At 46.4% G+C, this 22,718-nt stretch carries 25 protein-coding genes; 2 read left to right on the plus strand and 23 right to left on the minus strand.

The genetic code is table 11. From position 1 onward, the window contains the following. The first annotated feature begins 5 nt into the window (after window positions 1-5). Window positions 6-689, plus strand: a complete 684-nt coding sequence (locus KFV11_RS05830; RefSeq protein WP_149458709.1) for a 5-bromo-4-chloroindolyl phosphate hydrolysis family protein — start codon at window positions 6-8, stop codon at window positions 687-689. Next, complete coding sequence (locus tag KFV11_RS05835; protein ID WP_149458708.1) at window positions 689-1,852, plus strand: toxic anion resistance protein; 1,164 nt, start codon at window positions 689-691, stop codon at window positions 1,850-1,852. The genes KFV11_RS05830 and KFV11_RS05835 overlap by 1 nt, the downstream gene beginning before the upstream one ends. Window positions 1,853-1,867: 15 nt before the next feature. On the opposite strand, the gene brnQ is transcribed toward KFV11_RS05835, so the two are convergent. The 23 genes from brnQ to KFV11_RS05950 form a co-directional block, all read right to left on the minus strand. Continuing rightward, window positions 1,868-3,199: a branched-chain amino acid transport system II carrier protein gene (brnQ, locus tag KFV11_RS05840; protein WP_254249467.1), complete on the minus strand. Its 1,332-nt coding sequence runs from the start codon at window positions 3,197-3,199 to the stop codon at window positions 1,868-1,870. 99 nt (window positions 3,200-3,298) lie between these two features. Then, window positions 3,299-5,131, minus strand: a complete 1,833-nt coding sequence (locus tag KFV11_RS05845) for a vWA domain-containing protein (RefSeq protein WP_254249468.1) — start codon at window positions 5,129-5,131, stop codon at window positions 3,299-3,301. Continuing rightward, window positions 5,131-5,913: an ATP-binding protein gene (locus tag KFV11_RS05850; RefSeq protein WP_254249469.1), complete on the minus strand. Its 783-nt coding sequence runs from the start codon at window positions 5,911-5,913 to the stop codon at window positions 5,131-5,133. Before KFV11_RS05850 ends, KFV11_RS05845 begins: the two co-directional genes overlap by 1 nt. Window positions 5,914-5,949: 36 nt before the next feature. Continuing rightward, on the minus strand, window positions 5,950-6,153 hold the full coding sequence (locus KFV11_RS05855) for a DUF6501 family protein (RefSeq protein ID WP_149458704.1): 204 nt from the start codon (window positions 6,151-6,153) through the stop codon (window positions 5,950-5,952). Between the two features lie 53 nt (window positions 6,154-6,206). Next, on the minus strand, window positions 6,207-7,070 hold the full coding sequence (locus KFV11_RS05860) for a VOC family protein (protein ID WP_254249470.1): 864 nt from the start codon (window positions 7,068-7,070) through the stop codon (window positions 6,207-6,209). Window positions 7,071-7,228: 158 nt separating this feature from the next. Beyond that, a complete protein-coding gene (gene odhB / locus KFV11_RS05865) occupies window positions 7,229-8,443 on the minus strand; it encodes a 2-oxoglutarate dehydrogenase complex dihydrolipoyllysine-residue succinyltransferase (protein ID WP_149458702.1) in 1,215 nt (404 codons plus the stop codon). A gap of 13 nt (window positions 8,444-8,456) precedes the next feature. Beyond that, entirely contained in the window at window positions 8,457-11,225 is a 2,769-nt protein-coding gene (locus tag KFV11_RS05870; RefSeq protein WP_254249471.1) for a 2-oxoglutarate dehydrogenase E1 component, read from the minus strand. 105 nt (window positions 11,226-11,330) lie between these two features. Further along, window positions 11,331-12,698, minus strand: coding sequence for a sensor histidine kinase (locus KFV11_RS05875; protein WP_254249472.1), 1,368 nt, complete (start codon window positions 12,696-12,698; stop codon window positions 11,331-11,333). Continuing rightward, window positions 12,695-13,357 carry a response regulator transcription factor gene (locus tag KFV11_RS05880; protein ID WP_149458699.1) on the minus strand — a complete coding sequence of 221 codons (663 nt, stop codon included), beginning with the start codon at window positions 13,355-13,357 and terminating at the stop codon, window positions 12,695-12,697. The genes KFV11_RS05875 and KFV11_RS05880 overlap by 4 nt, the downstream gene beginning before the upstream one ends. A gap of 179 nt (window positions 13,358-13,536) precedes the next feature. Further along, complete coding sequence (locus KFV11_RS05885; protein ID WP_149458698.1) at window positions 13,537-14,160, minus strand: phosphatase PAP2 family protein; 624 nt, start codon at window positions 14,158-14,160, stop codon at window positions 13,537-13,539. A gap of 11 nt (window positions 14,161-14,171) precedes the next feature. Next, a complete protein-coding gene (murG, locus tag KFV11_RS05890; protein ID WP_149458697.1) occupies window positions 14,172-15,236 on the minus strand; it encodes an undecaprenyldiphospho-muramoylpentapeptide beta-N-acetylglucosaminyltransferase in 1,065 nt (354 codons plus the stop codon). Between the two features lie 13 nt (window positions 15,237-15,249). Further along, window positions 15,250-16,638 carry a S41 family peptidase gene (locus tag KFV11_RS05895; protein ID WP_254249473.1) on the minus strand — a complete coding sequence of 463 codons (1,389 nt, stop codon included), beginning with the start codon at window positions 16,636-16,638 and terminating at the stop codon, window positions 15,250-15,252. Between the two features lie 93 nt (window positions 16,639-16,731). Continuing rightward, the gene (locus KFV11_RS05900; RefSeq protein WP_254249474.1) at window positions 16,732-16,908 is read right to left on the minus strand and encodes a hypothetical protein; all 177 of its coding nucleotides are present in this window, start codon (window positions 16,906-16,908) and stop codon (window positions 16,732-16,734) included. Then, window positions 16,893-17,117 (minus strand): YozE family protein, encoded by a 225-nt coding sequence (locus KFV11_RS05905; protein ID WP_149458695.1) that lies wholly within the window; start codon window positions 17,115-17,117, stop codon window positions 16,893-16,895. Before KFV11_RS05905 ends, KFV11_RS05900 begins: the two co-directional genes overlap by 16 nt. Further along, window positions 17,117-17,617 (minus strand): PTS sugar transporter subunit IIA, encoded by a 501-nt coding sequence (locus tag KFV11_RS05910; protein WP_149458694.1) that lies wholly within the window; start codon window positions 17,615-17,617, stop codon window positions 17,117-17,119. The genes KFV11_RS05905 and KFV11_RS05910 overlap by 1 nt, the downstream gene beginning before the upstream one ends. Before the next feature lie 25 nt (window positions 17,618-17,642). Beyond that, window positions 17,643-18,071, minus strand: coding sequence for a peptide-methionine (R)-S-oxide reductase MsrB (msrB, locus tag KFV11_RS05915; protein ID WP_149458693.1), 429 nt, complete (start codon window positions 18,069-18,071; stop codon window positions 17,643-17,645). Between the two features lies 1 nt (window position 18,072). Beyond that, window positions 18,073-18,591 (minus strand): peptide-methionine (S)-S-oxide reductase MsrA, encoded by a 519-nt coding sequence (gene msrA / locus KFV11_RS05920; RefSeq protein WP_254249475.1) that lies wholly within the window; start codon window positions 18,589-18,591, stop codon window positions 18,073-18,075. A gap of 5 nt (window positions 18,592-18,596) precedes the next feature. Further along, complete coding sequence (locus KFV11_RS05925) at window positions 18,597-19,139, minus strand: DUF2140 family protein (RefSeq protein WP_254249476.1); 543 nt, start codon at window positions 19,137-19,139, stop codon at window positions 18,597-18,599. Further along, complete coding sequence (locus KFV11_RS05930) at window positions 19,132-19,845, minus strand: lysophospholipid acyltransferase family protein (RefSeq protein ID WP_254250599.1); 714 nt, start codon at window positions 19,843-19,845, stop codon at window positions 19,132-19,134. The genes KFV11_RS05925 and KFV11_RS05930 overlap by 8 nt, the downstream gene beginning before the upstream one ends. A gap of 1 nt (window position 19,846) precedes the next feature. After that, window positions 19,847-20,317, minus strand: coding sequence for a dihydrofolate reductase (locus tag KFV11_RS05935; RefSeq protein WP_149458689.1), 471 nt, complete (start codon window positions 20,315-20,317; stop codon window positions 19,847-19,849). Between the two features lie 11 nt (window positions 20,318-20,328). Then, window positions 20,329-21,279: a thymidylate synthase gene (locus KFV11_RS05940; protein WP_254249477.1), complete on the minus strand. Its 951-nt coding sequence runs from the start codon at window positions 21,277-21,279 to the stop codon at window positions 20,329-20,331. A 237-nt stretch (window positions 21,280-21,516) separates the two neighbouring features. Then, on the minus strand, window positions 21,517-22,296 hold the full coding sequence (locus KFV11_RS05945) for a class I SAM-dependent methyltransferase (RefSeq protein ID WP_254249478.1): 780 nt from the start codon (window positions 22,294-22,296) through the stop codon (window positions 21,517-21,519). Further along, window positions 22,280-22,717 carry a BrxA/BrxB family bacilliredoxin gene (locus KFV11_RS05950; RefSeq protein ID WP_149458686.1) on the minus strand — a complete coding sequence of 146 codons (438 nt, stop codon included), beginning with the start codon at window positions 22,715-22,717 and terminating at the stop codon, window positions 22,280-22,282. The genes KFV11_RS05945 and KFV11_RS05950 overlap by 17 nt, the downstream gene beginning before the upstream one ends. Window position 22,718 lies beyond the last annotated feature (1 nt).

The raw sequence follows: 22,718 nt of genomic DNA on the forward strand, positions 1-22,718 counted from the left end.
GACGTATGAAGTATAGTGTCTCGCATTTTATCGGCGCCATATTTGCTGTACCCGTCGCTTTAATCGTCGGATTCATCAGCATCAATTTTTTTGTCGTTGACCAGTGGCTGGACTGGCTGCTTATGATTGGCAGCTATTTCGGTGCCTATATTCCGATTCAACTGACCACTTCCAATCAGTATTTGAATGAAGTGGGTTTATCGAGACGAGAATATAAATATGTGAGAAAGCATTTGAATGAGGCGAAACCTAAAATCAAAGTGCTTCTCAGCCAGTACACAAAAATCCGCAGTTACAGCGACTTTAAAAATATTAATGAAATCAACCGTATTGCCCGTGCCATCTATAAGACTGTCCAGAAAAACCCGAAAAAGTTTTTCAAAGTCGACAGCTTCTTTTTCTCCCATCTTGATAACACGGTGAACTTGATCAACCAGTATGTCTATCTTGTCCGTATGCCGCATAAAAATCATGAGGAGATCAATCAATTGAATGCAGCGAAGATCACACTTGAAGAATTAAAGCGTACGCTGCACGCAGATTTGAGGGCATTAAACGCTGAGGATTATCAGCAGATGTCTGTTGAAGTGGACCTCGCTAAAATCAATCAGCTGCCAGCGCTCGACCATACAGAGCAGGTCGAAGTCCCTGTATTAAAATCACAACAGAAAGAAAGGATTGAACGTTAATGCCAAAAGATGAGCTACTAGACGATTTGACCGCAAACCCGTTTGCTGCTGACCTGCAGCCTGAAATACAGCCCATTCCGGTCGTCAGACAGGACATAACCGCACAGCCGGCACAACTGTCTCCTGAGAAACGGGAAAAGATCAACAAAATTAAAGCGCAGATTAAGCCGCTCGACAATGAGAACTTATTAATGTATGGTGCGAATGCCCAGATGAAGCTGTCCCAGTTTTCACATCAAATACTGGATGAAGTACAGCGTAAGGACATCGGTCCGATCGGTGATAACCTGGACAATCTGATGAAAAAGCTGAAGGAAATTGATCCTGATGAATTAAATGAGCAGGAAAAATCAAGATTCAAGCGCCTGTTCAAGAAAGTGTCTTCAAGCATTAACGAACTGCTGTCAAGATATCAATCCGTGTCCGGACAAATCGACCGTATTTCGGTTGAACTGTCCCACTCAAAAGATGTGCTGATGAAAGACGTCGCTTTACTGGACCGGCTGTACGAGGAAAACCGTGCTTACTTTGAAGCGCTGGATATGTTTATTCTGGCCGCAGAAGAAAAGCGCGATGAACTAAATGCCGACCTGCCACTGCTGCAGCAGAAAGCAGCAGCGTCCAATGACCAGCTGATGGTCCAGGAAGTCAACGATATGCGCCACTATATCAACCGGCTCGACAAACGGGTCTATGACTTGAAGCTGTCAAGGCAGATCACTCTGCAGTCAGCGCCGCAGATCCGGATGATTCAGGACGTCAACCAGACGCTTGCTGAGAAGATTCAGAGCTCTATTCTGACGAGTATCCCACTCTGGAAAAACCAGATGGCCATCGCGCTGTCATTGTTACATCAGCAGAAAGCTTCAAAAGCACAGCAGCAGGTCACTAACACCACGAATGAACTGCTCCTGAAAAACTCTGAAATGCTCAAAACGAATACGATTCTGACTGCACAGGAAAATGAGCGCGGCATCGTAGAAATTGAAACATTGAAGACCACGCAGAGCAATATCGTGGAAACAATCCGTGAGACATTATCGATTCAGCAGGAAGGCGCAACAAGACGCCGTGCCGCTGAAGCAGAGCTTTCCAAGATGGAAAATGACCTTAAAAACCAGCTGCTGCAGCTGCGCAACGAAAAAAGCCAATCGAACTATTAGTTCGATTGGTTTTTATTATGTGTACTGAATTTTTTCCTGACGTGCGCCTAATAGATAGCCGACGATGTAACCGACGATGGCAAACAGCAGCCATTCCATTGACTGGCCTTTTAATGGCAGGCTGTCCATGAATGATAAGTGCAGCATGCCATATGCATGCATGACAGATAGAATGGACTCAATAGTCACTAGTCCAAGTGCCAGCTGCTGTGCGAGCGGCGGTGTCGGGATAAACTTTGCAAGAAGCATGACGAGAACTAACGTCATAGCAATCGGATAAAGCACGAGCAATACCGGTACAGATTTAGAGATCACTGCTGATAAACCTTGGTTAGCCAGCAGGAAGCTGAACAATGTAAAGACGATAACATATACTTTATAAGAGATTTTAGGGAAGATCTCATAGAAATATTCACTCACCGCTACAATCAGTCCGACAGAAGTCGTCAGACATGCAAGTGTGACAATGACGCCGATCAGCAGCTTACCGAATCCGCCGAACGTTGCGTTAGCTACATGCGTTAAAATATACGTTCCCATGTCAAGATGGTTCTTTTCAATGCTAGCTGCTGTCGCTGCAGACAGGCTGTAGTGGTTACCGATCCAGCCGAGTGTCAAATAGATGAAGCCGAGTGCTGCTGCTGCGATAACGCCTGCCAGCACCGTCTGCTTGAACAAACCGGTTTCTTTCGTGATGCCTTTAGCTTTGATGGCATTCAGTACGATCACTGAGAAAGCGATGGCTGCAATCGCATCCATTGTTAAATACCCTTCAGTGAATCCTTTGAAGAAGCTGCCGACTCCTGAAGAATAAACAGTTGTATCAGTAGGTGTCGCCGGCTTGTTGAATAAAATATAAATTCCTCTAATCACAAGTAAGACAATCGATACTAGTAAGACAGGTGTCAAAAATGAACCTACTCTATCAACCATTTTTGACGGATTGATTGCCAGCCATAAAGAAATAGCGAAATAAATCAATGTAAAGATGAATAATGATAAGGCAGAAGGTGAACCGAGAAACGGAACGACAGCCATCTCATAAGACGTTGCTCCCGTACGAGGAATCGCAAACAGCGGGCCAATCGTCAAATAGATCGCCACTAGAAAGACTGTTCCGAACACCGGATTGATTTTTCTGAGTGCTTCTTTATAGCCCCCTTCGTCAAGCGATCCTACAATGATGCCTAACAGCGGCAGCCCTACCCCTGTCACAATAAAACCTAAAATTGCCGGCCAGAAATACGCACCGCTAGTATGACCTGATTTCGGCGGGAAGATTAAGTTACCTGCGCCGAAGAAAATGGCAAATAACATAAACCCCACTACCCATGTACTTTTTTTCATAACATTCCTCCTAAAAATAAAGTCAAAAAAATTATAACACTTTAAAGGGTTGAAGTCCACAGAATTCTGAATATTTAAATTTTAGTTAAATGTTCCCGGTCACCGCAATGACTGCAGCAGCAATTTTTTAAGCAGCGGCGAAATAATAAACGGCAGATTTTCGACCCCTTCCACAAAGACGCAGTAGTCGTTGTAAATGTTTTTAATCGTCGCTTCAGTCTGCGGGTCTATTGGTGACTGACTCAAAAACACATTGATGACAAATACGCCTTGACGACGTAAGTTCATCACTGCTTCATGTGTATCAATGATACCGTTTGATTCATAGCCGAACGCAGATGGTTCGCCGTCTGAAAAGACAATCAGAAACTTCTGCTGTTCACTGCGCCGGCGGATCATCTCACCTGCAACGCGTATCGCAAGGCCATCCCGGTTATCATCCTGGGCTTTGATCGATGCAATGCCGGTGCCGCCTGTCGGTGACAATGACTCCTGGTAGTTGACCAGATAGTCGAATATATTCCGCTGGGCATGCTGGTCTGAGCTGAATGTATCCTCGTTGAACGCCATCACTTCGTGGCGGATCAGCAGCTTCTTCAGTGTCTCGTGGAAGAGGACGATCCCTTTTTTTGTCTCTTCAATCTTATTCTCCATACTATAGGACGCATCGACGAGCAGTGTGAACGTCGCATCCAGCTCTTTTGACTGCTGATCCTTCTTGTAAAATAACCGCTTCTGCTCGTCAAGGAACCAGTTCGTCAGCTTTTTGTCGAGCAGCCCTTTCGCAAGACGGGTCCGTGTGTTCTCACTGCGGTGTGCGATCGTCTTCTGGATGATCGACGTAAGCTTGCGCACTTCCGGGAGCACTTCCTTTTGAAGCAGGGAATAGTTGACTTGGGTGTCGGGCGTGATGACCGGCGTCCGCCATTCAATGATGACGCTGCTGTTCTCTTCGCCGACTTCCTCAGAGATATCGATACCATCCCCATCTTTCTGGGCAGTGCTTTTTCCGCGGCCTGCCATGATTTCAGTCACTTCGTCTGAATCACTGCCTGCTCTGCCGCCTGCCGCTTCAATACGGCTGTTCCTGCCCTCTCTAATTTCCGTCTGCATATAGCTGCCGGACTCACTGTCTGAGGACTGACTATTCGTCAGTACTTCTTCTGTTTCAACGTTGCCGGATTCTCCGGCGCTCTCTTCCAGTTCCACGGCCTTGATTTCTTTGAACCGCTTAATGTCTTCCAGCAGTTTGACCGGTAAATAATAATAGTCATTCAGCATATCACGTGTCAGCAGCTCATCAATGACATACATCATTCCGATGGCAATGTCCGCGCTATCTGCTGTCGTCAAAGTATCGAACGCCCGGCTCAGCAGCTCGCGCAGTCTGGCATCGACCATGCCGCTATAAGATGTCTCAAGATCGAGAACATTATCGGTCAGCAGCGCTTCTTCCAGCTGAAGGAACAGCAGATCCGTCGGCATCTTCTTTGTGCGGTAGACAGTCAGCTGACTGGCATTGTCCTGGCGTTTCAGTGTTTGCCGTGTCACAAAGAACTTACGGGCAGCAGGTCTTGATCCGACGATAAGACGCATCAGCCGCTGTTCTTCCAGCATGACAAATAGCTGCATGAAAAACTTCCGGTGACGCACTTCTGTCTCCAGCATGTCATAGATGGCGTCCTGGTCCTGCATGGCATATCCCAGACCATACAGCAGACAGTCACTCTTCAAGGCATACAGCTCTGACTCGCGGTGACGCCATTTAAAGCTCACGTTCAGCTCTTTCTCCAGCGGGTCAAAGTAACCGAACTTCTGATAGCCTACTTTCACTTCATTATCTTCCATGATGAGCTGGACAAGATCGGTCAGCATCATCAGCTGGGTCGGATCGACTTTTTCATCGTTGAATAATATGAACTTGTCTGCCATTAAAACGTCAGTTCCATCGCATTGATAATGGCCTGCTGTTCCCGTTCATCCTCCAGCTTGTCAACGATGGCCCGCTTGATGGCACGTTCAACCGGCATGATCGTCGTCAGATCACACAGATCAAGCAGCGCCCGGATGGAGCTCGCCTCTTCGCTGATCTGCCCCTGCTCTGCCATCACCACTAAGTCTTTATTGAACTGAATCAGCTGGTCTATAAGTGTGATATCCGTAAGCTTCGTCTGCTCCTGGATGACCTGCTTCAGTATATCACCTGAAATGTAGTTCATATCAATGACAACGAATCTGTTTTTCAGCGCTTCATTCATCGGTAATGTACCGACATAGCCGACATTGATCGCTGCAATGACAGCGAAGTCATCATGTGCAGTCACCACTTCTCCAGTGAATGGATTGGTGAGGGTTCTTCTGAAATCGAGCACGCCGTTCAATATCGGCAGCGTCTCCGGTTTCGCCATATTGATCTCATCAATATACAGCAGATGTCCTTCTTTCATCGCTTGAATCACGGGGCCTTCGACAAAAGTAATCTGCGTTTCTCCGTCTATCACTTCAATCGTCTTAAACCCGAGCAGGCTCTCAGCGTCAAGATCCACAGAACAGTTGATGCTGTTCATCTTCCGGCCCAGCTTGAGCCGCAGTGTTTCCGCGAGTTTCGTCTTGCCGGAACCCGTCGGTCCTTTTAAGAGGATGTTTTTCTTCAGCTGCAGCATATTCACCGCATCGTCTAAAATCGTTGTATCATCATTCTGATATAAGTTCATTGCCTTCTCCTTCAATAATAAAAAGGGCTTCCGCCCTTATATTTCTTCAAAATATTCTTTATAATAGCCGCCGACTTTGCCGCTGTTATCTCTTATATGATAATATTCTTCCGTTTCATTGACAACATCATAGGTCTGACCGATCGTCAGCATATCGCTCACTTTGTATTTCTTGGCGTTTGTCTGGACGACTGTCACTTGTTTGATCGGCTCTTTAGTCAGCCATTCCTCGTGTAACATGTTATACCTCCTTCTCATTTGCTGCCCGCTCATCATCAAGTAATACGGCACACTTACAGTGATTCTGCATGTCCGTCGATTCCAGGCGAATCTGTTGCTATACCAAATAATATACCACTTAAGTCATTGAAATAAAGAGATTTAAAATAATTGTCGTCCACGATGCCTGAATTCGGCACATTTGCCGACTCGAGTACGGTTAATACTTGCTTCAGAGTGTCTTCGTCTGCCGCTCTGAATGCTGCATGATGCACCCCGCTCTGTCCTGTTAAACCTGACGACTGTAATATATGTACTTCACCGCCGTTGCCTCCTTCAGCCATGCTGAACACCTGGACAAGCTGTGCTGATGATTGATGCTTATACTCAGTCGTGCGGTCCATGCCGAGCAGCTGCTTTAACACTGACGCAGTCGGCAGTGTATGCTCGACTCTCAGCAGCACGGGACCGAGTCCGACTATCTGATGGATGGAATCGACCGGTGAATCAATATGAGGCGTCCCATATGGAATGCCTATGTTGTTCTCGTCGGACACTAAATAGACGAGGCGGTCATCCATGTCGTAGAACGGCAGCGCGTGTCGACCGTTCAACTGGATCACACCGTCATACTTGATGCTGTGCTCATCAAAGCGCAGTTTGAAGTAATACAGGCTTCTGTCCGTCGGCACTCTTAACGAATAGGCATAAATACCGTTCGTCCCCTCTCTGTAGTCCTGTTCCTCAGCACTGATAAAATTCAGCAGTGTACCCGGACTCCCTTTGGCGTCACCGAAGGAAAGGCGGTGAGACGTTGTATTGTTAAAATTGATTGGCTTCTTCACAAGCATCATGCCGAGTATCCCATGATAAAAATCATGACAGCGCTCTATATCAGCCGTTTCAACAGTCACATGATGAATACCAGATAAATTCATAAACTACTCTCCTTAAACAAGATGAACTCTTACTCTATTATTCTAAAGTTTTAGCCCGATGAATACAAGCGGTGTTCAGTCGTCTCGTCAATCTTTCGCTGTCAAACCGCAAGACGCCCCGGCTGTCATGGCAGCCGGGGCGTCTTCATTATCATAGCTTAGCTTTCAAGCAGTAAATCTTCAGGATTTTCAATCAGTTCTTTCACTGTTTTCAGGAATCCTACTGCTTCTTTGCCGTCAATGATTCTGTGGTCATAGCTTAAGGCGATATACATCATCGGACGGTTTTCCATGCGCTCTTTGTCGATAGCGACGGGACGTGTGACAATTGAGTGCATGCCGAGGATTGCAGCCTGAGTACCATTGATGATCGGTGTCGACATCAATGAACCGAACACACCACCATTGGTGATTGTGAATGAACCACCCATCATATCATCAAGTCCGAGCTTTTTGTCACGTGCCTTAACTGCAAGGTCGTAAATGCTGCCTTCGATTTCTGCAAAGTTCTTCTTGTCACAGTCACGGACAACCGGTACGACTAATCCTTCTTCAGTGGAGACGGCAACTCCGATGTCATAGAACTGTTTCAGCACTAAGTCATCGCCGTCAATCTCAGCGTTAACCGCAGGATATTTTTTAAGGGCAGCAACGACGGCTTTCGTAAAGAATGACATGAAGCCGAGGCGTGTTCCATTATGATCTTCCTGGAACTTGTCTTTTTTACGTTTACGAAGTTCCATGACATTAGTCATATCCACTTCGTTGAATGTCGTCAGCATTGCTGTATTTTGAGATACTTCCAGTAATTTATTAGCAATTGTTTTACGGCGGCGTGACATTTTCTCACGGATGACCGGTTTATTAGGATTTTCTTTCGGTGCAGCTGGTGCAGCCGCTTTCGGCGCTTCCTGCTTCGTGCTGTTTTCAACATCATGGCTGCGGATTAAGCCGCGCGGGTCTTTAGCGTTGATATCGCTTAAGCTGATACCTTTTTCGCGTGCTAATTTACGAGCTGAAGGGGTCGCTACGATCCGCTCAGTTTTTGTCTCTTCAACTGCCTGTTCAATAGTCGGCGTTTTCCCGGTGTCAGCTGCCGCTGGTGCCTCCGCCTGAGGAGCGGGTGCTGCACCCGTACCGCTTTCATCGACGACAGCGATGACTGCACCTACTTCTACGGTATCGCCTTCTGCTGCTTTCAGTTCAGTGATGACACCTGCTTCTTCTGAAATCACTTCAACGTTGACTTTGTCTGTTTCAAGCTCAACGATATTTTCACCTTTTTCAACGCGGTCGCCCACTTGTTTGAACCATGTTGAGATCGTACCTTCCGTAATTGATTCTGCTAATTCTGGAACTCTGATTTCTGCCACTGTAATTTCCCCCTTAAATAGTTAACGCGTTCTGAATAATTTGAGACTGCACCAGCTTATGAATTTCATTATCGCCTTCTGACGGGCTTGAACGCTCGATTCTGCCGTAGTAGTTGACAGCGATATTACCTGCTAGTGCTTCCAGCTGCGGATAAATGTAATTCCATGAGCCCTGGTTTTTAGGTTCTTCCTGAACGAAGCCGATCTCCTTGATGCCTTTAAGCTCATTGATCACTGCTTTGATTTCTTCAGCAGGCAGCGGGTACAGCTGTTCAAGTCTGACTAGCAGAATCTCCTCGTTCGGTGATTTCTGCAGCTCAGTGTACAGGTCAATGGCCACTTTACCGCTCGCGATCAGTAATTTCTTCACTTTTGTCTTTTTGAAGTCATCAACAATGATCGGTCTGAATGAACCTGTTGTGAATGCGTCTACTTTGTCAGAGACAACGTTATTGCGCAGCAGGCTCTTCGGTGTCATGACGACTAATGGTCTCATCTTATCGGTGTTCAAGTAATGTGCCTGTCTGCGCAGTAAGTGGAAGTAGTTTGCAGTGCTTGTAACGTTTGCAACTGTCCAGTTGTTTTCTGCACCAAGCTGCAAGTAACGTTCCAGACGGGCTGATGAATGCTCTGGTCCTTGACCTTCGTAGGCATGCGGCAGGAGCAATGTCAGACCTGTCGTTTCGCCCCATTTCGCGTTCGCGCTGGAAATAAAGTTATCAAACATCATCTGTGACATGTTTGAGAAGTCGCCGTACTGTGCCTCCCAGACCGTCATCGCATCTTTGTTCTCCACGTTATAGCCGTATTCAAAGCCGACAACTGCCGCCTCTGACAATGGTGAGTTATGAATATCAAAAGATGCCTGGCTGTCAGTGATATGCTGAAGCGGTGTATATTTAGCACCTGTGTTCTCATCACTTAATACTGCATGGCGCTGGGCAAATGTTCCCCGCTCAGAATCCTGACCTGTCAGACGGACTGGATGGCCGTCTTCAATGATTGTGCCGAATGCAAGCAATTCTGCATGGCCCCAGTCAATCAATCCGTCTTTAGTGAACGGCTCATGGCGTCTGTCAAGTATTTTTGAAAGCTTGCCGAACAGTGTAAAGCCTTCCGGATAAGTCAGCATCTCGTCGTTCAGTTTTGTCAGTCTGTCTTTAGCGACACCTGTTTCAACGGTTTCCTGACCAGCGCTGACCGCTTCCGGCATCGCCATCTTTGCATCAAGCACTTTTTCGTTCTTATCGATGGCATTATGCGCAGAGCGGATCGCTTCTTCTGCCTGACGGAAGATCTCATTCATTTCATCTTCAGTGATCGTTCCTTCAGCAACGAGTTCCTTGCCGTATTTAATCTCGATGCTCGGATGGCCTTTCACTTCTTTGTAGAGCATCGGATTAGTCACTGACGGCTCATCCATCTCGTTATGGCCGTAACGTCTGTAGCCGACTAAGTCAATCACAAAATCTTTATTGAACTGCTGGCGGAACTGCATCGCAAGAATGACGGAATCGATACATGCCTCTACATCATCTGCATTGACATGGACGATCGGGATATCATAGCCTTTTGCTACATCTGTCGCATAAACCGTGGAGCGGGAGTCGTAGCTTTCAGTTGTAAAGCCGACACGATTGTTTGTGATGATATGAAGAGAGCCGCCTGTAGAATAGCCTTTCAGGTTGCTTAAATTCATACTTTCGAAGTTAATACCCTGACCCGGGAATGCCGCGTCACCATGAATGAGGATGGCCAGCGCTTTATTGAAGTCGACTTCAGGCTGTGCCACACCCGCAGTCACTTCCTGGTCCGCACGTGTTTTACCTAAGACGACCGGTGCGACGATTTCCAGGTGACTCGGGTTGTTGGCCAGTGCAATCAACTGCTCAGAACCATAGCGGCTTGTCTTTTTAACACCGCCTAAGTGATACTTCACATCTCCGGTCCAGCCTTTTGTCACCGTCAGACTGCCGTCTTCCGGCAGAAACTTCATCGGGTCTGTATGCATGAATTCTGACAGCATCATTTCATAAGGCTTCTCAAGAACATGAGTCAGTACATTCAGACGGCCGCGGTGTGCCATACCGATCTGGATGTTCGGAATGCTGCTGTCGCTCGCAATCGCCAGTACTTTTTGCAGCATCGGTACTAATGCATCGACTCCTTCAATGGAAAAGCGCTTAGCGCCGACAAAATTTTTGTGGATGTATTTTTCAAATCCTTCAACTTGAGCAAGACTTGTCAGCAGAGTGATTTTCTCTTCTCTGCTATAGGATTTTCTGCTGTTCGACTCGATTGTCTTTTTCAGCCAGTCGCGTTCTTCCGTGTTGTTGATATGGCTTACTTCATAAGCGATTGTCCCTTGATAAATCTCTGCCAGCTGAGTGACTGCTTCATAGGCATTGGCAGCATGTCCTTCAAAATGTGCAGAGACAAGTTTTGCCGGAAGCTTTTCAAGGTCTTCTTTAGTCAAGTCAAAATCTTCTATAGTTAATTTTGGCAGATTTTCACGTCTAGGTTTATACAATGGATAAATATCAGCTGTTAAATGCCCATACTGTCTGATATTATCAGTTAATCTCATCACTGATTTGACTTTCTCGGAATCGATGCCGCTGACAGAGCCGGTGCTCCGGCCTGTTGAAATCGTCGAAAATAATTCCTGTAGTTCCCCTGTTACAGATGAAGGATTCTGTTGATACAGATCAAACATCTCTAAAAGATAACCTAAATTCGCGCCGAACCGTGCAGGCGCTTCTTCGAGGTTTTTCCCTTTCATTGTAGTTCCACCCTCCGAAAATTAATATAAAACGTTTCCATAACCTATTTTAGCACTCTAAATATTGATTTTAAAGGCTGTAATATCATTTTATGAAAATTACTTTCATAGTTCTGAGAATTGAATCATGACTTTTGTATATTTGTTTAATTCGCTGTCAATCTTGACAGTCCCGCCATAACTTTCAATGATTTTCCGGGCGATGGAAAGTCCGAGCCCATTGCCGCCCATTTCTCTTGACCTTGATTTATCAACACGGTAAAACCGGTCAAAAATAAATGGGATATCCTCTTTCGGTATGCCCGCGCCGTGATCGATGATTTCCAGCTGGACGACTTTGTTTTTTAGTGACGTCCTGATAATGATATGCTGCTCGTCTTTATCGTATTTCATGGCATTATCAATGAATATCAGCAGCAGCTGCTCAAACTGATGCCGATTCATCTGAAGCTTGATTGCTTTATGAGAGGAATGGAACTCAAAACGGTAGTCGGGGTGCAGCTGAGCAAGCGACTTCAACCGCGCCTGAATCTCGTCATTGATAGCAATCGTGTCCACTTCCCGGTTATACTGCCCTTTATCATCTTTTGTCAGCAGCAGGAGCTCTTCTACGAGGTTAGTGATCCGGTTCATCTCATCCAGTGAAATCTTAAGTGATTCATCCAGCACTTCAGGCTTGTTTTTCCCCCATCGGTTGATCAGGTTAAGATGACCCTGAATAATCTGCAGCGGCGTTCTGAGTTCGTGGGAGGCATCTTCGACAAACTGCTTCTGCTGATTGAACGATGTTTCAAGCTGGGCCATCATATTATTGAACGTATTGATCATATCATCTGTCTCATAATAGCTCTTAGGCAGCGTCAGTTTGTTCTGGAAGCCGTCCCGCTGAATCTGTTTCATCTGTTCCGACAGCTTACGGATGGGCTTCGTGATATGATTCGAGAAGAAATAGCTGATAATCGCTGTAATGAACAGGGCGGTCAGTCCGAAAATACCGGCGAGCACAAACATGTACTGAATGATTGAATGATAGATCTTCAGCGGATGGACAATTGTCAGAAATCCTGCTGACTGCATCGTATTGATCGGTGCTCTAACGACGATGTAAGCTTCATTGCTGTAGGTCTCTTCAGTGATCTCAACGCGCGTGATCCGCTTGAAACGGGGCGTCCATCTAATCGTCTGATCACTTGACACACTTGAATACGGCTGTCCCGCTGTATCATAGAAGATGACTTTCTGATGATCGGTGATCGCCGCTCTAATGTCGACTGTCGAGACTTCCCCCGGATTTTCGCTGACCAGCAGCTTGCCGATATCCACGGTGCTGCGTCTGGCACTGTCATATTCCTGCTCTTTCAAATAGATGCTGATGAAATAGATGATAAAGAAACTGAAGAGCATGAATATGATGAACGTAATACTTGTCGTAATCAGTGTCCATTTCGTTTTAAGGGATGTCGAGTTGTTCATCGAATGACATAGCCTACCCCTCTGACTGTTTCAATCATTGAGTGCAGCTGATAAGGCTTCAGTTTGTTGCGCAAGTAGCGGATATAGACATCGACCACATTCGTCTCCACTTCGCTTTCATAGCCCCAGACATGTGCGAGAATCTGCTCGCGGGTCAATACATGCTTCTGATGTTCCGCCAGCAGCTTCAGCAGTTCATATTCAGTCTTCGTCAGCTCCAGCAGTTCACCGCCGACAGTCACTGTGAAGGCATCGAGGTCAATGACCAGCTGATCGATAGTGATGTGATTGTCATGAGGCTGGTTGCGCCGCATAATGACTCTCAGTCTCGCCAGCAGCTCTTCGATGTCAAATGGTTTGACAATGTAATCGTCTGCTCCGTAGTCCAGCCCGATCACTTTGTCATACGTATCCCCTTTCGCTGTGATCATAATGATCGGTGTCTGTTTAATGTTGCGGATTCTTCTGCACACTTCAAGCCCATTCATACCGGGCAGCATCAGATCCAGCAGTAGACAGTCATAGTCATTGTTCAGCGCATGCTGCAGACCAGCAATGCCGTCATTGACGATATCCACCTTGTAATTTTCATGCATCAGCTCCAGTTCAATAAACCGCGCTAAATTCTGTTCATCTTCAATTATTAGAATGTTTTTCATGAGTAAGCCTCTCTCTTCAATTATTAACCAAATCATAGCAGTAATTATTTTTAAATTAAACAAAAAAAACCTGACGTCACCGTCAGGTTAATGGGCATAAAGGGGGTTACTAGAAAATGACTCTCCATTTAGAGGGGGAACTCTTGTTAAATGAGAATCACTTTCAATTACATTATAACTTATTGAGAATCATTGTCAATTAGATTATGTAAAAAAGTTTGCGCCAGCAGTATACTGATGACGCCGCCGAGTATACCTGCGATGATATCTGTCGGATAATGAACGCCTAAGTAGACCCGTGAAGACGAAATCATCATGATAAACAGAATGCACAAGCCAATTAAATAAGGTTTGGCTGCGCCTTTATGATGTCTGCTGACCAAGAAGGCAAGACTGCCGAAAAAAGCGGCTGACCCCATCGCATGGCCGCTCGGAAAACTGAATCCGGTAATATCAATTAACCGCAGCAGCGTAGGACGCTCCCGGTCAAAAATATTTTTCAAAAGCGGGTTTAGCGTGCCCGAGATGATCATAGCCAGGGCAAAGAATAAGGCATCGATCTTCATACGCTTCAGCATCAAGTAGCAGATGACGATGAGCGACATGACAATCATCGTCCATACTTCACCGAGCTTCGTGAAACCGAGCATGATAGACGTCGTGATAAAGCTTTCTGAGGAATAAATAAATTCATATACTTCATTATCAATCCATTTACCGAGCCGCGATTCATGGAAAAAAGCGATCATGCCAAAAATGACCGAGAAAATGATGATTAATGAAATTCTTTGAACTCTAGACATAGGCGTTCTCCTTAACTGGCATCATCCAATATTTTTTGCAGCAGTGCTTCCGGTGTAAACGACGTATATGCCTCATTCATTGCGGCTGTCAGTGCTGCTCTGTTGTCCTCAATCTTCTGCAGGGCAGCCATCAATGTCGCACTCGTCAGCTCGTTCTCCTGCAGGACGCCCGCATAGCCCTCCTGCTCAAATATACGGGCATTGTCAATCTGGTCACCGCGACTCTGATCCAGACCAAGCGGCACAAGCAGCATCGGTTTACGCAGTGCCAGAAATTCGTAGATGGCGTTAGAGCCGGCCCGTGACACAATCGTATCTGTAATCGCAAACAAGTGCGGCAGCTCGTCTTTCACAAATTCAAACTGCTTATATCCCGGTCGGTCAAGCTGCTGATCCGTCAACCCCTGGCCTGTAATATGGATCACCTGGTAGTGCCGAAGCAGCGCGTCAAGGTGACTTCTGATGGCCGTGTTCACGGTTTTCGAGCCGAGTGACCCGCCCATCACAAGCAGCACCTGCTTATCCGGGCTGAAGCCGGTCAGCTCATAACCCGTGTTCTTATCTCCTGTAAATATATCATCTCTGACGACACCACCGACAAAGTCAGCTTTACCGCCTGGAATATATTTCAGCGTCTCCTCAAATGTCGTGTAGCATTTCATCGCAAATTTCAGGCCGATTTTATTCGCAAGGCCCGGTGTCACATCAGACTCATGGATGATCGTTTTGATTTTCAGCATCCGTGCTGCGATGATCACAGGCACTGTGACGAATCCGCCTTTGGAAAAGACGATGTCCGGCCGTTCCTTACGGAGAACGTTCAGTGCATCAAATACTCCTTTTTGCACTTTGAGAATATCTTTTGCGTTGTCAAGCGAAAAATAACGACGCAGTTTACCGCTTGAAATGCCGTAGTATTTGACGTCAGGAAACTGAGAAGTAATCGCCTCTTTTTCAATCCCTGCTTTAGAACCGATATATATACATTCAATTTGATGTTTAGCAGCTTCCGGGATTAACGCCATGTTGACAGCAACATGGCCGATAGACCCGCCGCCCGTAAAAGCAATCTTCACTGTTTTACCTCCATTATTTAAGCGTGCTGATATAGCTGACTGCGCCGTTCAGCTGTGTATCATCAGCATTCAGTTTATTTCGCAGCAGTTCAGTGAACTTAAGCGTTGACTTACCGGTCATTTGACCCGTGACTTCAAGTCCTTCTTTCTGCTGGAACTGGGCAACGCTGAGCGCTGTGTTCTCGTCAAATGTCTTGTCCACTGCACCCGGGTTATAGCCGAGTGCTTTCAACCCTGTTTCAAGTGATTTCACCTCTGCACTGGACTCTCCTTTGACATAGACTTCGTCAGGATCAAGGATGTGAATGTTGGCATAATCCGGTAAATTAATCAGCTTGTCCGGTGTGATGCCTTTTTTATGAATCCATGTTTTGTCAGGTGTCAGCCATTTCATCTGCGTGAACTTCAGCATAGAATCATCCTTGAACGGTGCTGCCGTCTGCACGATGCCTTTACCGAATGACTTTGTACCGACGATATATGCTTTATCATGGTCGTGGAGGGATGCAGCAAATACTTCAGATGCGCTGGCAGATCCTTCATTCATGATGATGACAGTCGGCAAGTTCTTAGTGACCGGGTCAGCAGGATTTTCCGCTTTATAGGCCTGAGGTTTACTGTGATTATTTTCTGTATAGAACAGCACTTCACCTTTACCGATGAACTCATTGGCCATCTTGCTCGCCTCATCGAGATAGCCGCCCGGGTTGTTACGGAAATCGAGAATCAGTTTCTTCATACCCTGCTCGTGCATGTCTTTTAAGGCAGCATTGAATTCAGCTGCAGTGCCCTGCTGGAATTTAGTGACCGTAATTAATGCCACTTTATTGTTCAGCATCTTAGTTTCCACACTATTGACATGAACCGTGTCCCGTTTAATAGCGACTTTAAACGGGGTGCTGACGCCGCGTTTGATCAGCAGCGTGACAGTCGTCCCTTTTTTGCCGCGAATTTTTTTGACGACATCTACACTGTTCATTCCTTTAGTACTTTTGCCGTCAATTTCAACGATTTCATCATTCGCTTTAATGCCGGCCTTATCTGCCGGTGCTCCTTTAATAGGGCTTGTAATAATGATTTTGCTGCCTTCCTCTCCCATTTCAGCTCCGATACCCTGGAAGTCGCCGCTCATGGAATCCGTGAACTCCTGCTGTTCTGACTTCGTCATATACTCGCTGTAAGGATCGTCCAGTCCATTGACCATGCCTTTAATAGCACTGTCTATCAGCTTCTCTTTATTCACATTTTTGTAGTACTGTGAATTCAAGGTGTCATATACTTCATAAAGCTTCAGAAACTCAGTCCGCTTCGGTGTCTGCTGCGAAATCACTTTACTGCTGCCGGTCGTTGTTGCAAATGCAGTAATCCCGGCCGTTAAGATCACTGCCGTCAGCAGCAGCATGATGAATCTAAAAAGACTGATCGTTATTTTTCTCTCATTCTGTTTTTTTTCATGCGCATTGTGGTCTTTATCCAATTTTTTTCACATCCAAAATTATTTATAAGTCATTTTATCAATATAACGGACAAAACGAAAGTTTTCTACATGACTGTCTGCCGTTTCACTGATGAACCGCTGCCATATGCCGATTAAAAAAGCAGATGAAACTTGAGTTTCCATCTGCTTCTCAGTTAATTGTCTGGTATAGGTGTGCACTAAAATTTCAGCCATTCCTGGTACTTGTCATAAAGCTCATCAAAGACGGACAGCCGCATGTCTGCTGAACCGTAGTTTTCAATGTAGTCCGAGAGAAGATTATAATCCGTTTCATATTTCGGAAACATCAGATCATCAAATGCCTCATCAGCGAACACGCCTGCTTCTCCTTTAGCGCCTCTTACCGTCAGAATGTACTGATAGAAAGAAAAAGACTTGCTCATTAGTGGGTGTCTATTTTCAGCACGGTCGTCAAGCCTTTTTGCAGGTTGCCTGTCTGAACAATCTCAAACGTGTTGATGACATCGCTGTTTGTGATGATGACCGGTGAAATAATAGACGCTGCTTTCTGGTGGATCAGTTCAAGGTCGAATGTCAGCAACGTGTCGCCTGCTTTGACTTTATCGCCTGCTTTAACTTTCGTTGTAAAGCCCTCTCCGTTCATCGCAACGGTTTCGAGACCGACATGCAGCAGTATTTCAAGACCATTCGCCGCCTTCAGACCGATAGCATGTTTCGTCGGAAAGACATTGACCACTTCGCCGTCAATCGGTGCGACAAGCGTGCCTTCAATGGGTTCTACGCCGAATCCTTTACCCATCATCTCCTGGGCAAAGACTGGGTCTGGAACGTCAGCAAGCGCAACATAAGTGCCTGAAAGCGGTGCTTTGATTTCAATTGTTTTAGATGCTTCTTCACCTTTACCAAATAACTTTTTAAACATAGTTTTCCGCTCCTTCAGTATTCCATTAAGATTTAAAATGCCCTATAACATGGCTATACCCTAATTCCTCAAGTTTATCATAAGGAATGAACTGAACAGCCGCAGAGTTGATGCAGTAACGGAGACCGCCTGTTTCCTTCGGACCGTCATTAAACACATGCCCTAGATGACTGTTGGCAGAATCACTTCTCACTTCTGTCCGCACCATGCCGTGCGATTTATCGACAAGTTCGATGATCTCATCATCTGATATCGCCTTGGAGAAGCTCGGCCAGCCGCAGTTCGAGTCAAATTTCTCCTCTGATGTGAACAGCGGCTTACCGCTCACTTTATCCACGTAGATGCCTTTTTCAAAGTGATCCCAGTATTCATTCTGAAAAGGCGGCTCTGTGCCATTTTGCTGAGTCACAATATATTCCATTTCGTTTAAGTCATCGATACTTTTCTTGATCATGTTAACCCTCCCAGTGCTGTTCGATAAACGCTTTTCGTCCTGACCGCTCCTGATAGTTCTTGTAATGGACAGGATCTTTCTTGTAATAGTCCTGATGATACTCTTCTGCCGGATAAAAGTTTTTGTAAGGAATCACAGGTGTCACGATCGGACTGCTGAAAATATGTTGCGCATCCAGCTCTTCAATCAGTGCACGGGCTGTCTCCTGCTGCGTGCTGTCGTGATAGAATATAGCGGGCTCATAACTTTCCCCGCGGTCATAGAATTGTCCCGCCGCATCGGTCGGATCAAACGTCTTGAAGAACACTTCCAGTACTTCTTTATATGAGATGATCGTCTCATCAAAAGTAATCTGCACCGCTTCACGGTGACCGGTCGTATTGGAGCACACTTCCTTGTATGTCGGATGATCAACATGTCCTCCGCTGTAACCTGAGATGACTGATTCTACGCCGTCATACTGATGAAACGGTTTGACGAGACACCAGAAACAGCCTCCTGCTAATGTTGCTACTGCCATAAGTATCACTCCTCGATTGTAATGTTAAAGTGCCAGCCTGTCTGATTGATATGAGTAAGATCCAAGGCAGTTCCACCCAGTTCAATGGGTGCCATATCATAGTAAAAACATTCTTTGTTGACATCAAGTACTACATTGTCCGGCAGGCTGCCGAACCGTCTGATAAGATTCAGTGTCTGTTTCTTAGATAATGGAAGCCCGGCTACTGCGACATCATTAATGTCCAGCCTGAGTTTATTATGACCAATAACAACAGGTGTCGTCAAAATATTTGTTTTAATTTTCTGACTAAGAAAGTCACTGTACTGAACAATCTGCAGCTGTTCACCTGTCAATGATAATTTCATTGCCTGCGTATTCTCCTGCTGCAAGTAATGATTGACGACTTCGGGCTGCAGTGTCAGTGTATTCTTGCCTTGTGCTGCAGGTTGACTGGTCACGGTGACTCCCGGGGACTCCGCTGACAGCCGTGCGACGTATATGACGGTGATTAAGTTGATCAGAAGCAGCACTGCAAATAATACGGTCCAGCCGTTCAGCTTAAACATCTAGATGGTCCTTAATCTGTGCCTGGACTGCCGCCGCTACTTCCTGCAGGGACTGCTCCTTGAAGACGTCCGGGGAGATCGGCTCAAATACGTGTACTTGAACGTGACCCGGCACCATTTTTTTGCTGTCATACGTCTCCATAATTTTTGCTGTCCCGGAAATCGCAATAGGGATGACCGGCACACCCGCAGCCTTCGCCATTTTAAATGCACCGGACTTGAATTCCTGTAGTCCTTGACCTTTACTGCGGCTGCCTTCCGGAAAGATCATGACGCTGTGGCCTTCTTTTAGTGACTGGACACCATCTTTAATCATCTGCAGCGATGACCGTCGGCTCGAGCGGTCTAGATAAATACAGTTCAGCAGCATCATCCAGCGGTGAAGAAACGGGATCTGCTTCACTTCCACTTTAGAGACGAAGCCGAACGGTTTATCAATTGCAGCCATGAGGACGGGAATATCGAAGTTACCCTCATGATTGCTGACAAACAGTGCCGGCTGACCGTCGTCTTTATTATGACCGGTGACTGTCACGGTCACACCTGCACTGTCCAGTACTCGTCCGGCCCAGTTTTTAGCCATTAAAGCGGCGTAGCGGTCTTTGGCGTTGACGCTGTTCAGCAGCCGCTGATGCCGTTCCATGTAATCAATCTTCGTCGTCGCAAGTGCGGCATAGCCGATAATGACACCGACTGTTTTAATCATTCTAATCACGGCTTCTCCTGACGAGGTGCATAAATTTATGCGGCGGCTCAGTCGTCCCCGCTTCAATGGACTCCACTTCCCAGTCCAAAAAGGAATAAGCAGGAAAGAATGCATCTCCCATATGCTTCGCCTCGATGACAGTGACATACATATCATCGACGAGATCCATCGTCTGCTCATACAAGTTCTGGCCGCCGAAAATAAAGACGTGGCCGTCCAGCCGGCTGATGTCATCCAGTGAGTGGATCACTTCAACACCTTCAGCTGCAAAATCTTTGTCCCGTGTCAGGACGACATTGCGGCGGTTCGGCAGTGGTCGTCCGAGTGACAGAAAAGTGTTTCTGCCCATCACGATGGTGTTACCTGTTGTTAACTGCTTGACTCTTTTTAAGTCCTCCGGCAGATGCCACGGCATTTTGTTCTCATAGCCGATAACTAAGTTCTGGTCATGACAAACGATAGTTGATAGCATATTAGTCTCCTCTATACGGCAATCGGTGCCTTGATGGCAGCATGTGCCTCGTAATTGTTAATGGCTAAGTCTTCATATTCCATATCGAACAGTGATTTATTCGTCAAAATTTCAAGCTGCGGCGGCGCAAAGGATTTACGGGTCAGCTGCTCTTTGACGGCATCGATATGATTGCTGTAAATGTGGGCATCACCTATCGTATGGATGAACTCACCGACTTCCAGCCCGCATTCCTTTGCGACAAGATGAGTCAGCAGACTGTAGCTTGCAATGTTGAACGGGACACCGAGAAAGACGTCCGCACTGCGCTGATACAGCTGACAGCTGAGTTTCCCGTCCTGGACGTAGAACTGGAACAGCATATGACAGGGCGGCAGAGCCATCGTATCAATTTCTCCGGGGTTCCAGGCTGAGACAATATGCCGTCTTGATGAAGGGTTGATCTTAATGTTCTCCACCACATCTTTCAGCTGGTCCGTCACTCGGTCCTTCGTCTCGAAATGACGCCACTGCTTGCCGTACACATTGCCGAGGTCGCCGTACGTCGCCATGAAGGTGTCATCCGTCAGTACAAGGTGCTTGAACTTCGCCAGCTGCTCCTTGTACTGTTCGTTAAATTCCGGGTCGGCCAGCGAGCGGTGACCGAAATCTGTCATATCAGGACCTGCATAGTCCGCGCTCTCCACCCATTTCTTGAAAGCCCATTCGTTCCATATGTTATTGTTATACTGCAGCAGATATCTGATGTTCGTGTCTCCTTTGATGAACCAGATGAGTTCTGTCGCCAGCAGCTTGAATGACACTTTCTTTGTCGTCAGCAGCGGAAATCCTTCTTTTAGGTCAAATCGCATCTGGTGGCCGAATTTCGACAGAGTCCCGGTATGAGTGCGGTCGTCCTTCTCACGTCCCGCGGCTAATATCTCTTCACATAAATCATGATACACTTTATCAAATGAATTCATGAGGTCACCTCTTTCATAATTGTCTACTATACTTTATAATACAGATAGATGAATGATAAATAAAACGATAAATTTACACAGAATCATTTATCGTTGTATTGGGGGAAGAACGATGGAACAAGTGATGGTAGTATCTGGTTTATTCTTATTACTCGCCTACATGATCAGCATGATGATCACAGAATAGTTCTAAATCGATGACTAAAAAGCAGCTGAGGCAAATGCCTCAGCTGCTTTTTAGTTGCAGATAATCCCGAAATGACTTTTCGAGCTTTTTCTGACAGCCACCTGGAAACCGTACTGCTGAAAGAGCGGGCTTCTGAAATGTGCTTTCAGTATGACGCACGGCGCATGAACGATGAGCGCTGCTAAAAAGTCGTGATCCGCCTGCTGTACATGGTTGGTGAGCACCTGCATGCCTGAATCCTGACTGATGGTCGTCTCGAACATCGGGTCGGCATAGACCACATCTGACGCGGCGACTATGTCATCACACGCAGTGCCGTAATGAAATGTGATGCGGCCGGTCAGTTCCTCGCTGTAGTACCGTATGATCCCTTCTTTAATCACATAGTAGATCAAAGGATGTGCCTCGAACGCATGAAAACGTGCTGACTTCAGCATATGCGCCATCAGCATCAGGTCATTTCCGAGACCCATCGTCGCATCGACAATCACTGCACGGCTAGTCAGTTCAACCGGCATGACAGCAATCAGCGGGGGCACCTCCCCGTACTTATGGAACCGCTTCAGCTTGAAGTTCATCGTGTTCTCGTGATAGACTATTTTTTCATCGGCCGAGAAATAAAGGACAGGCAGCTGCCGGCTGATGACAATGACGGGTGAATCGTCTGTCTTAAACAACTCTGTAATCGTCTGCTTGCGCCGGGTCACGCGTTCTATCGCCATGTCAGGCACGAGCAGCGCGAGTTCTGCCTGCGTCTGTTTCATCATCAAAAAAATCACATCATCGGTCTTCACCGGTGATGTGATCCTCACTTTACTGACAATGCTCATCGAAAGCTTCCTTGATGTCCATGCAGATCTCTTCAATCGGCCGGCCTTCAATATGTTCACGCGGCATGAAAAACTTTAGTTCCGTGCCCTTGAACAAGGCCATTGACGGGCTGGATGGCACCTGACCGATATACTGACGCATCAGTTCAGTCGCTTCTCTGTCCTGACCGGCGAACACAGTGACGGACTCCTCCGGCTTATGATCGTTCTGCTGAGCTACGGTGACCGCTGCCGGACGCGCCAGGCCCGCTGCACAGCCGCACACTGAATTGATGACGACAAATGTTGTTTTGTCATCAGCAACGTCATTAAAGTAATCCGCTACTGCTTCTGCTGTTTCCAGGGACTTGAACCCTTGGTTTGTCAGTTCAGTTCTCATCGGCATTGCCAGTTGTTTCATGTATTCTTCATATGCATTCATA

The organism is Macrococcus equipercicus (genome assembly GCF_024205945.1).
Lineage (GTDB): Bacteria > Bacillota > Bacilli > Staphylococcales > Staphylococcaceae > Macrococcus > Macrococcus equipercicus.